This is a genomic window from Neofamilia massiliensis (genome assembly GCF_001299475.1).
Taxonomy (GTDB): Bacteria; Bacillota; Clostridia; order Tissierellales; family Peptoniphilaceae; genus Neofamilia; species Neofamilia massiliensis.
The window spans coordinates 588,519-600,402 of sequence record NZ_CYUJ01000002.1 but is presented as its reverse complement, the minus strand read 5'-3'; the positions used below and the strand labels follow the sequence as shown (position 1 = coordinate 600,402).

Genomic DNA, 11,884 nt, shown 5'->3' with positions numbered 1-11,884 from the left:
TATTATTTTGCTCCTTCAAAGTCATCAATTATCGTTTTTATAGCAATCTCACAAGGCTTGTAATAAATTAATCCCTCAACATAGGTCCAATTTTCCTTGCCTAGACGACCAAGGGCTGCCTTATATTCATCTTCCTTGGCAATTAATACTGAGTCCTTTGGAACTTCTTCTGTATCGTCTATAAAAATAACTCCATCTTCATAGCCTGGAATCTTGTCTATTTCATGGACAAAATTTTCTAGGCCAAGGTCTGAGGCCTTTTTATAAATCCTTTGGAAGATTTGTTCATCTGGCTTTCTTTTATTAGACAGCTCTATGGCCAAGTCATTAAAGCCTCTAGAGAATTCTCTTAAAGTGTTTTCATAAGATCCCATAGAAGAGTCTCTATAAGATGAAAACTTATAAGAACCTTGGTCTAACTTGTATGAAATTTGAAAGGTATCTACAGATCCTGCAGTGTTTTCAAAAATCCCTTGGTCAAGACTGTAGTAATAGCATTCATAAGAGCCAACTACAGAATAAGTGTCTCCTTCAAAAAATTCTGCAACAGGATTAAGGGCGTTGATTTTTATTTGGCCATAGTCTTCATAGGGAATTTTTTCGTCTATAAGACCTTGGTCTAAAAGCTGACCTAAAAAAATTGCTTCTAAAAGATCATCCTTTAAATTATTTTCGCTACGAAAATACCTTTGGGCCTTGTCATCTTCATAATAAAGATAGTAATAGTAACCATCGTAGTTTGTGCCATTGAGAATTGATAGATAAGAAGAGTCTGAAAGATTAATTTTTAAAGCTCCCTCTTCTAAGTCTTCGGCAAAATGGTCTGCTTCCTCATTTGCTATTTCTTCTAAGGACTTTAAGGCCTCTATGACTAAGTCTTGACCCTTTTCATTTAAGTCTAATGGAATAAGGTCTAAGTCACTGCTTACAAGGTCTACAGAAATTTTTTCATAGGCTAAGTCTGGCCCAGATTTAATTTTTATTGTTTGCATCTTGCTTTGATCTTGAGTTTTAGTTTCCGGGTCTGGACTTTTATTCTCCTGGCCTCCAGTTTCAATTTGCTTTTCTATTTCTGTGTTTTCACTAGCTTCTTGTATTTTAGCTTCTTGGTCTACCTTGTTAGTCTTACAAGAAGTTAGAACTAATAAAAATGCTAGGACAAAATAAATTTTTTTCATAAGCCACCTCTTTTAGTTATTATAGGCTATAGTTATAAAAAATTCTTATCAAAAATGTTACAGACATAAAAAAGTGCAGGTCTCCCTGCACAAAATTTTTATAGTCCTGCTAATTTTTTTAATTCATCAACCTTGTCTGTTTCTTCCCATCTTACTCCTAGGTCTTCTCTACCGAAGTGACCATAGGCAGCTGTTTTTTTGTAAATTGGTTTTCTTAGGTCAAGATCTCTAATTATTGCAGCTGGTCTTAGGTCGAAAACCTTGTTTACAAAGTCTTCAATTTCTCCATTTGAAAACTTAGAAGTTCCAAAAGTGTCTACATAAATTGAAAGAGGTTTGGCAACTCCAATTGCATAAGATAGGCCAACTTCACACTTGTCAGCAAGACCTGCAGCAACAATGTTCTTTGCTACATATCTAGCTGCATAAGAAGCAGACCTGTCTACCTTTGTTGGGTCCTTGCCTGAGAAGGCTCCACCGCCGTGACGGGCATAACCGCCATAGGTGTCCACAATAATTTTTCTTCCTGTTAGACCAGCATCTCCCATTGGTCCACCAACGACAAATCTTCCTGTTGGGTTAATGTAGATTTTTGTGTTTTCGTCAATTAAGTCTTCGCCAACTACTGGAAGAATAACGTGTTTTTTAATATCTGCTCTTAATGTTTCTAGGTCAATTGAATCTTCGTGTTGGGTTGAGATAACAATGTTTTCAAGTCTCTTAGCTACTCCATCTTCATATTCAACTGTAACTTGGCTTTTGCCATCTGGTCTTAGATAATCTAAGATTCCTTCTTTTCTAACTGTTGCTAGTCTCTTTGATAATTTGTGGGCCAATGAAATTGGTAGAGGCATAAGCTCTTCTGTTTCATTACAAGCATAGCCAAACATTATACCTTGGTCTCCAGCTCCAATTGAATCTAATTCTTCTTCATGGTCTCTATCAACTCCCATGGCAATATCTGGAGATTGTTCTTTTATTGAAGAAAGAACTGCACAAGTTTCTCCATCAAAGCCATATTTTGCTCTGGTGTATCCAATTTCTTTAACAGTATTTCTTACAATTTCTTGAAAGTCTACATAGGCTGAAGTTGAAATTTCGCCAGTTATAACTACCATGCCTGTAGAAACCATAGTTTCGCAGGCAACTCTTGCGTCTTCGTCTTGTTCTAAAATTGCATCTAAGATTGCATCTGAAATTTGGTCACAGACCTTGTCTGGATGACCTTCTGTAACTGATTCAGATGAAAATAACCATTTAGTCATAATTTCCTCCTTAAAATTAAAAAAACTGCCCTGAAAGAAGAGCAGTTTCAAAACAACTTTATAACTCATCTTTCAGACTATCGTCTGTGGGATTTAGCACCTTAAATAGGTTGCCGGATTTCATAGGGCCCATTCCCTCCATCGCTCTCAATGAGATATACTTATTATAACACGAATAAATAATATTTCAAGAAGCTTTTTTATTTTTTTAAAACATCTGCGTAAGATTCATTTCTCTCAAATTCCTTTACCGCAAAAGAACAAAGGGGCATAATTTTAATATTTTTCTTTCTTGCTTGGTCAATTAATTCTTTAAATAACTTTTGTGCAAGACCTTGGCCCCTATGGCTTTCTTTAACAAAAGTGTGATCAACTATCCAAAGTCCATCTTCTTCCTTGTAGGTACATTCTCCAACTTCTAAGTCCCCATCATAGGCTACTGATCTTTTATTATTTTCTTCATAAGATATTTTTATCATAAGAATCCTCCTTGTATGAAATGTTTATAAATCTAAAATTTCTACATCTGCCCTTAGGCTGTAGACTATATTTTTTCTTTCAACTGCAATTTGAGCTTTTTTTCTTAAATCATCTTCAGAATTTATTGCCTTTAACAGTTCCTTTGTTGGATTTATTGCAATTGGATTTCCAACTAGACTTAGCATTGATAGGTCGCCAATTGTATCTCCATAGGCATAGGACTTGTCTAAATCAATGTCATATTTTTCTAATAGTTCTTGCATGGCCAGATATTTGTTTTCTGAATTCCACATTTTTGAAATTTCTCCAGAAAAGTTATTGTTTTCATCTGGAATATAAACTGTGCCCCTGTAGTCAGTTGCATAATATTTTTTCGCCATCCTTGAAACTAAAAAGTCAGGGGAACCTGAAATAAAAAATATTAAATGTCCTTGGTCCTTGTGGTAGGCAAGTCTATCTCTTGAATATTTGTAAATATCTTCATAAGATGATTCAATTGTCTGGTCGGCAATAAAATTTAAAAAGTCCATGTTAATGCCCTTTAAGTTTTCTGCATATATAGTGGATATAGTTGTTATATAGTCATCATACTCTCCATATCTCTTGGCCCAATTTTTTTCTATGTCATAAACCTTGCTATAATAGGTTTTATTAGAAATAATTTCATACTGTAAAAGTTTTTTAAAGTTTCTGGTCATTAGTGAGTCTCTAAAAATTGTTCCATCTATATCAAAAAATGCTGCTATATTTTTCATTTTTCCTCCTTGGATTTTTATGTAAAAAACTGGAGGCCGCATCTAGCCTCCAGTTATATTTTTATGATAACCATAAGAGTAAGAGTTTTAATATAAGAACGAATATTAAGACTACTCCTAGAGCTGCAGGTAGGAAGGTCTTAAGAGCAGCGAGAATTAATTCTCTTTCTTCTTTTTTTGTAAACTCATGTTCTCTAATCTTATCTAGTTTTTCTTGAATTTCATCTTCTGAAAGACCTTCAAGATTGTCCATGGGTTTTTTAAACATCTGCCTTCCTCCTAACTAATATAAGTCTTATACTTGAAAGTCTTTAGCAACATGGCTTAGAGCTTCTTCTTGTTCTCTTAGTCTCTTTTCTTCTTCTTGGTCAATCTTTGTCATATATTTTTCTCTTTCACTTTCTTCCATGTCCATTAAGTGACAAGCAACAAAGTGATCTTTTTCCCATTCGTGTAGAGGTGGTTCAAATTGTTCACACCTATCGAAGCAGTACTTGCATCTAGTGTGGAACCTACATCCTTCAGGTGGATTAACAGCTGATGGAACGTCACCTTCTAGGATAGAAAGAGTTTGGTTAGAATCAACGTCAGTTCTAGGAATAGCATTTAGTAGGGCTGAAGTATATGGATGAAGTGGTTCATCGAAAATCTTTTCAGTATCAGCAAGTTCTACTACATTTCCTAAATACATTACTGCAATTCTATCTGAAATATATTTTACTACAGATAAGTCGTGAGTAATAAACAAGTAAGTTAAGTTGTTCTTTACTCTTAGGTCTTGTAACAAGTTTATTACTTGAGATTGAATAGATACGTCTAGAGCAGAAACTGACTCGTCACAAACTATAAATTTAGGTTGTAGGGCCAAGGCTCTAGCAATACCGATTCTTTGTCTTTGTCCACCTGAGAATTGGTGAGGATACCTGTGAATAAAGTAGTCAGAAAGACCACATTGGTTCATTACTGACTTAATATATTCGTCATAGCCTTCTGAGTTATGAGACTTAAACATATCATGGGCCATAACTCCTTCACCGATAATATTACCTACAGTAAATTTAGTGTCTAATGAAGAATATGGGTCTTGGAAAATAATTTGAAGGTCTTTTCTAAGTCTTCTCATTTCCTTTTCTGTTAGGTTTGATAAGTCAATACCATCATCAAGTTGGCTTTCTAGTCTATCAAATTCTTCAGATTTTTCAACTTCTGCTTTAACAGCTGCAACCTTTTTGTTTTCTTCAGCTAATTGTTTTTCTATTTCAACTAACTTATTAGCAAGGGCATCTCTTTCGCTTTGAAGTTTATCTTTTTTCTTTGCATATTCTGAATCATTAAGTTTTAAGTCTAATAGATTAATGTCTTCTAGAGTTTCTGCGTATTTTTTGTTTACTGAAAATTGTTCTTTTAAGACTTTAGAAACTTTATTTAAGTCTTTGTGAAGAAGAAGTCCACCTGCATGTCTAACCATGGCTAGGTATTTGTTTTGGATTTCTCTTCTCTTGTACATTAACTTATCTTCAATTTCATATCTCTTGTCATCGTCTTCTTCTTTGTCCCTAGCTGCATATAGGTCATCAAGTTCTTTAAGAGCATCTTTATAGGCTGGATAAAGACTTGGAATCTTATCGATCATTTTTCCTATATATTCTGGAGCAAAGTTTTCAACTGTGTTTCCATAATAAAGGGTATTACCTTCAGTTTGGGAGTGAAGTTGGATAATGGTTCTTCCAAATGTTGATTTACCTGATCCAGACTCTCCTACTAGGCCAAGAGTTTCACCTTCATAAATGTTTAAGGAAATATTTTCGTTGGCATGAACGTATTGTTGTCTATCAGTAAACCATTTTTTCTTAATTGGGAAGTATTTTTTTAAGTTTTGAATCTTAAATAGTACTTTTCTATCTTCCATTAGATCTTACCCCCTTTTCTGGATAATGACATCTAATTTCTTGAACGTCAGAAACCTTTTTGATCTCTGGCATTTCATCAATACATTTTTGTGTTGCATATGGGCAACGAGCAGCAAACCTACATCCAGGTGGGATATCAAGTGGATGTGGAACTGATCCTGGAATGGTTTCCAGTCTCTGGTTTTTATCTGATGTTACAGAAGGAATAGATTTTAATAGTCCTTCAGTATATGGGTGAGAGTATTTAGTTGTACCTTCTTTAAAGATATAAGAAACAGGTGCAATCTCTACTACTTGGCCACAATACATAACAGCAACATCGTCTGCCATTTGGTTAATTACTCCTAAGTCGTGAGTAATAAACATAATTGAAGTACCTAAGTCTCTCTTAAGGTCATTCATTAGTTTAAGAATTTGAGCTTGAATAGTTACGTCTAGGGCTGTTGTAGGTTCGTCAGCTATTAATAGCTTTGGCTTACAAGCTAGGGCCATAGCAATCATAACCCTTTGGTTCATACCACCAGAAAGTTCAAAAGGATATTGCTTTATAACAACTTCTGGGTTAGGAATTTTAACAAGCTCTAACATTTTTAGTGACTCAGCTGTAGCTTCAGCCTTAGTCATATCTTGATGAAGCATAAAGGCTTCGTTAAGTTGTCTTTCAACAGTAAATACAGGGTTTAATGAGGTCATAGGCTCTTGGAAAATCATTGAGATTTCATTACCTCTAATGTGTTCCATTTGCTTATTGTTCATATTTTCTACGTGCTCGCCATCGAAGATAATTTCACCTTCGTAGATTTTTTGGTTCTTTTCAAAAAGCTTTAAAATTGACATAGCAGTTTGGCTCTTTCCAGATCCAGATTCTCCTACTACACCAAGAGTTTTTCCTTTTTCAATAGCTAGATTTACCCCATATACAGCCTTAATAAGGCCTCTTTTAGTTTCAAAGTAAGTGTGTAAGTTTTTAATTTCTAATAAATTCATTTCACTCTACCTCTCTTGTGACTTTGGATCAAGGGCATCTCTCATAGCATCCCCAATTAAGTTAACTGTTAATGCAGTTAAGAATACCATTAAACCTGGGAAAATCCATCTCCACCAGTACTCTTCAAGTACTGTTACGTCTTGAGCAGCATTTAAAATATTACCCCAAGATGGGAATGGTTCTTGAACACCAAATCCTAGGAAGGATAAAGCTGATTCTGTTAGTAGACCACCAGCATAACCAATAGTTGCTCTAACTATGATTATAGATAAAATGTTTGGAAGCATATGTGAGAACATAATTTTTCCTTCTTTAAGACCTAGGGCCTTAGCAGCTGTAATGTAGTCTTTTTCTCTTACAGAAAGAATTTCCCCTCTTACTAGTATTGCAATACCTGGCCAGTTTAAGAAACCTAGAATAACCATGATCATGGCAAGTCTTTGGTTTTGAGTAACGTCAACTGGAAGTAAAGCAGATAAGGTAATAATCATAGGATAAAATGGGAAGGCAGAAACAATTTCTGAAAATCTAATTAGAACATTGTCAACCCAACCGCCATAGAATCCTGCTACTATACCAACAATTACACCAATAACTACTTGGATAGCTACTGATACTAGGGCGATAATTAAGGTAAGTTTACCGCCGTGAACAGTTCTAGTAAACATATCTCTACCTTGGTCGTCAGATCCAATTCTAAAACCGTCTAAGCCCCATGAATCATAAGCTTTTCCTTCGTCTCTAACTGCATAGTTGTTAAAGTATCCGGCAAATAGATCAGTATAACCATCTTTTTCTGAATATTCAGTTGCTCCGTAGTTGTTGTTACCCCATGCATAAACTTTTCCTGCATCAGTTAGTGCAGCAATGTGTTCCTTGGCAGAAACAACTTTTACAACTGTTCCTTCCATTTCTGGTACATTGTGGGCGTTGTCAGATCTACTACCCCAAGCATAAGTATTGCCATCTTTGTCAACTGCAAAACCAGCGTATCTCATTCTACCCATAGCAACAATAGTCTTGTCGCCTTCTAGGCCAATTTCTTTTGGCATTGCAGTGTCTAGTTCTGTACCCTTTTGTCCAAGTACAGCAACCTTGCCATCTTTTGTAAGAGCTAACATGTTAGTTGACCCTGTAGCAAAGTCTTGGATGTTTTGATCGTATTTTGAAGGAATCCTATCAAGTCCACTTGGTAGAGTTGAACCCCAAGCTCTAATAGTTCCCTTTTCAGTTAGTACAACTGAATACATATCTGATCCGCCTAGTTTTTGTACGCCTTCTTCTTTTATTAAGTCTGCAATTTTTTGAGGTAGTTCAGTTTGTTTAAAGTTGTTTAGTCCCCAACCTAAGATTTCATTATCATTTGTAGCTACAATAATATGTTTGTCTCCAGCAGCTACAAGTTTAAAGTTACCTTGTTTGTCTTTAACTTCTTGAGGCATTGGAACTTTGTCAGCAGGTTCATGGCCCCAAACGTAGACATTTCCTGCTTCAGAAAGACCTACTGAGAAAGTAGTTCCTACTGAAATATCTTTTATACCTTCACTAGTTAATTCGCCAGGAACTTTCATGTATCCAGAGCCTGGAGAAATATTTTTCATAATACCTTGAGAATAGTAAGGGTCGTATGGTAAAAACCTTGAACCAATAAACACAATTAATACGATTATTAAAAATCCTATTAATCCAACCATACCCAGTCTATTAGACGTAAAGTTCTTAAAAGCCATCTTACTAGGAGATGTTACAGCCTCTTCTTGTAAAGCTTTGTTTACATGTTGGCCGTCTTTATTTACTTGTTCAGTTTTAATATCTTTTTTATTATCTTTTGACATGTAAATATACCTCCTATTCTAGACGAACTCTAGGGTCAGCTAATGAATAACCAATATCCATTAGTAGGTTACCTAGTACATTTAGTATTGCATACATCATATTTAGTGCCATGATTACGTTATAGTCTTGAGAAATAATTGAGTCTATAAAGTACTTTCCAATTCCTTGGTAGGCAAATAATGTTTCAGTTACAGCAGCACCAGAGAACATACCAACTATGTTCCAAGCTACTACAGTTACTACTGGAATAAGTGCGTTTCTAAAGGCATGAGAATAAATAACTTTTCTTTCGTTTAAGCCTTTTGCTCTAGCAGTTCTAACATAGTCTTGACTTAGAGCGTCAATCATTGAGTTTCTAACGTATCTTGATGTTGTAGCCAGTGAACCAATAAGTAAAGTTATACTAGGAAGAACTAAATGTTTGGCCCATTCTCCTACTGTGTTATTTACTGGCATATTTCCAGGAGGTAGCCATCCTAAATTTAGCGCAAAAACGAAAATTAAAATCATACCAGAGAAGAATGTTGGTAGAGAAATACCTGCAAGTGAAAATACTTGCCAGAATTTGTCATAAAAACTTCCCTGTCTGACTGCTGATTTTATACCTACTACTATTGACAAAAATAGTGAAATAATAGTTATAGGTAAATTTAGTATAAATGTATTTCTAAGTGGAGTACCTAAAACGTCTTTTACAGGTCTTTGGTACTTAGTGGATTCACCTAACTCACCTTTTAATACTCTGCCTATCCAACCAATATATCTTTCAGGTAGAGATCCGTTTAAGTTATATCTTTCTTCTAATACAGCTCTAAGTTCAGCTTTTTGTGATTCAGAAGTTAGGTTTTTTGGCATTAAAAGGTCTACAGGGTTACCTGGCATGGCCTCATTAAAAGCAAATAAAACCATAGATATAACAATTAGAACAGGTATTAAGTGAATTAATCTTTTTATTATATATCTAAGCATTTTTTTCTATATTCTAAAATCTAAGTCTTAGAATATTTCTCCTTTCCAAAATGATGGTTTAGATATTATAAATTCAAAGAAAGAGAGAGAGGTTGTTGGAAAGTCTAGGAAGTTGGAAGACCAACCTCCTAGGCTTTTTTACGTCTCTCCCTCTAAAGTTTTTCTTTAAATTTCAATCAATATCTTGTTCTTAGTTAGCAAGTTCCATTTCAGTTATAATGTTAGCCCAATCCCACATTGGAGTAGTGTTAACATTCTTAACTCTGTTAGTGTAAATGTCATAATATTCGTTAGCATATAGTGGAATATTTGGTAGGTTTTCGTTGTACCATAGGTTGAATTTTAACCATCCATCTAACCATGCTTCTTTATTATCACTAGATACAAATCTTGCTTCTTCAGTGATCTTATCTACTTCTGGGTCGTTTACATGTTCACTGTTATCACCTACACCAATTTGTGAAGAGTGGTATTGGTAATAGTTGTCATGTGGTGCTCCAAATCCAACACCCATGTTAAATACTGTTGGGGCATTAGGGTCTGATTCATTTGGATTATCAAAGTGGTTTAGAAGTGTTGCAAAGTCAACTGGTTTGTAGATATATTGCATACCAATTTTCTTACCATTATCTGGTATTTGAGCTGCAATGATTTCACCAATTTCTTGGTTACCTGATTCGTGAACAACCATTAGTTTGTTGCCCTTGTCATCATATCTCCAATAGTCGAAGTTTTCTTTGTCACTATTGTACATGTCAATAGCTTTTGCTGGATCCCAAGGAGTAGTTCCATCAGCTTCATAAATATATGGAGTTGTGTCTAGAGATGCATTAGCCATATCAGTGTTTAAAGTGTAGTTAATAGCTTGTTCTTCAAATTCGTCTCCTCTTTCAACGTATTCGAATTCGTTAATACCGAAAGCACCATTAATTACTCTACCATATCCACCAGCAATAGTTTGAACGAATTCATTTCTATCTAGTGAGTATGCAATAGCTTGTCTAACTCCCTTATATTGAGTAGCACCCATGTGGTTTAAGATGTGGAATAATCCATAACCATTTCTTGAGTAAGAAGTTGTTGAAACCTTATCAGTAGATGCTAAAGCCTTGTCGATTTTTGCACCATTTGCAGTACCTTGTACAAAGTCAACTGTTCCTGCTAAAGCTAGGTCAACGTCGATTTTTTCATTAACTGTTTGGATAATAACATTTTTAATTGTAGGTTTTTTACCTTCAAAGTCACCAACGAATTTGTCGTTAATAGTGAACTTAGCCATGTTGTTTCCAAAAGATACAAAGTTGTAAGGTCCACAAGTTACGTCTGGAGCAAATCTATAGCTGTAAGCAATGTCATTTGCTGCAGCAGTCATAAGAAGTTCAAGTGGTTCAAGAGCAACTGATCCATCTTCGTAACCAGCTAGTCTAGCTTTTGCTTCTTCTAGGTCTTTATAAATACCTAACATATAAGCATAGTCTGGGTCAGTGTTTTCGTCTGCTAAAGCTGCTTCATAGTCGGCTAGTAGAGCTTCGTAGTTAGCAATGTTAGCTTCGTTGAATTGTTCGTATGATTCATCATCTGTATAAGATTTTAATTCAGTATCATATTCTTTTTGAAGGTCATCAACTTTATATTGTTGAGCTTTGATAAGTTCATTCTTATCTTCTTCAGTAATTTCATAACCTTCTTTAACTACAAGTTCGTTTCCAACAACGTCTAGGTTTGGAGCGTATCTGTGTAGTGGTGTAGGTGATGAAGCTACATATGATAATTCAAAGAAGTATGGAAGTTTTTCAGATTTTACAGTAAGTTCGAAAGTGTTGTCATCAATAAGTTTTACACCTTCAAATACTCTAGTAGTTCCATCGTGGAATTCTTCAAATCCAACAATTTGTTCAGCACTTGCTGAGTTGTTAGCACCTGTTAACATCCATTCTGGAGTAGTAGTGAACATCCATCCAAATACAAAATCTTTTGCTGTAATTGGAGTTCCGTCATTCCATACTAGACCGTCTTTAATTTTAGTTGTGAAAGTTTTTGATCCATCTGCATTTTCAACTGATGTGATATCTCCATCAACAACTGTTGGGTTTACAACAAATTCACCATTTCTGTCAGAGAATACTGTTGAGTAACCAAGGTCATAGCCATAGTTACCAATTAATTTTTTACCCCATACGTCATATACAGAGTTTCCAAATCCGTTGATATATGATCCGTTAAGTGTTGGAGCTGCTACTACTAAAGTGTCAGCGTCAGCAAACTTTTCTACTGCGTCAACTCCTTCTTCAGCTGGAGCTGCTTCTTCTGCAGGTTCAGTGGCTGTTTCTGTTGAAGTTTCAGTTTCAGTTGGAGCTGCTTCTTCTACAGGTTTTTTGTCGCCACCACATGCTACTAAAATTCCTGTTGTTAGTAGCACTAAAGCTAGCAATAATGCGATGCGTTTTTTATTCATTATTTTTCCTCCTATCCTTTAAAACACCAAAAGATGTTTTAAACATTA

General features: G+C 35.2%; 10 protein-coding genes and 1 riboswitch. All 10 genes read right to left on the bottom strand.

What is annotated here, in order from left to right; translation table 11 throughout:
* Positions 1–2: 2 nt before the first annotated feature.
* The 10 genes from BN2667_RS02885 to BN2667_RS02840 all read right to left on the bottom strand — a co-directional run bounded on the left by BN2667_RS02885 (position 3) and on the right by BN2667_RS02840 (position 11,836).
* Complete coding sequence (locus BN2667_RS02885; RefSeq protein ID WP_054251817.1) at positions 3–1,178, bottom strand: hypothetical protein; 1,176 nt, start codon at positions 1,176–1,178, stop codon at positions 3–5.
* A gap of 98 nt (positions 1,179–1,276) precedes the next feature.
* A complete protein-coding gene (gene metK / locus BN2667_RS02880) occupies positions 1,277–2,443 on the bottom strand; it encodes a methionine adenosyltransferase (RefSeq protein ID WP_054251816.1) in 1,167 nt (388 codons plus the stop codon).
* 62 nt (positions 2,444–2,505) lie between these two features.
* Positions 2,506–2,600: riboswitch (SAM riboswitch) on the bottom strand.
* Between the two features lie 43 nt (positions 2,601–2,643).
* Positions 2,644–2,922, bottom strand: a complete 279-nt coding sequence (locus tag BN2667_RS02875; protein ID WP_054251815.1) for a GNAT family N-acetyltransferase — start codon at positions 2,920–2,922, stop codon at positions 2,644–2,646.
* A gap of 24 nt (positions 2,923–2,946) precedes the next feature.
* A complete protein-coding gene (locus BN2667_RS02870) occupies positions 2,947–3,678 on the bottom strand; it encodes an HAD family hydrolase (RefSeq protein WP_054252153.1) in 732 nt (243 codons plus the stop codon).
* A gap of 61 nt (positions 3,679–3,739) precedes the next feature.
* A complete protein-coding gene (locus BN2667_RS02865) occupies positions 3,740–3,946 on the bottom strand; it encodes a hypothetical protein (RefSeq protein WP_054251814.1) in 207 nt (68 codons plus the stop codon).
* Between the two features lie 27 nt (positions 3,947–3,973).
* Complete coding sequence (locus BN2667_RS02860; protein ID WP_054251813.1) at positions 3,974–5,587, bottom strand: oligopeptide/dipeptide ABC transporter ATP-binding protein; 1,614 nt, start codon at positions 5,585–5,587, stop codon at positions 3,974–3,976.
* Complete coding sequence (locus tag BN2667_RS02855) at positions 5,577–6,575, bottom strand: ABC transporter ATP-binding protein (protein ID WP_054251812.1); 999 nt, start codon at positions 6,573–6,575, stop codon at positions 5,577–5,579. The genes BN2667_RS02860 and BN2667_RS02855 overlap by 11 nt, the downstream gene beginning before the upstream one ends.
* 6 nt (positions 6,576–6,581) lie before the next feature.
* Positions 6,582–8,411 carry an ABC transporter permease subunit gene (locus BN2667_RS02850; RefSeq protein ID WP_054251811.1) on the bottom strand — a complete coding sequence of 610 codons (1,830 nt, stop codon included), beginning with the start codon at positions 8,409–8,411 and terminating at the stop codon, positions 6,582–6,584.
* A 13-nt stretch (positions 8,412–8,424) separates the two neighbouring features.
* The gene (locus tag BN2667_RS02845) at positions 8,425–9,381 is read right to left on the bottom strand and encodes an ABC transporter permease (protein WP_054251810.1); all 957 of its coding nucleotides are present in this window, start codon (positions 9,379–9,381) and stop codon (positions 8,425–8,427) included.
* Positions 9,382–9,571: 190 nt separating this feature from the next.
* Positions 9,572–11,836, bottom strand: coding sequence for an ABC transporter substrate-binding protein (locus tag BN2667_RS02840; protein ID WP_054251809.1), 2,265 nt, complete (start codon positions 11,834–11,836; stop codon positions 9,572–9,574).
* Between the last annotated feature and the right edge of the window lie 48 nt (positions 11,837–11,884).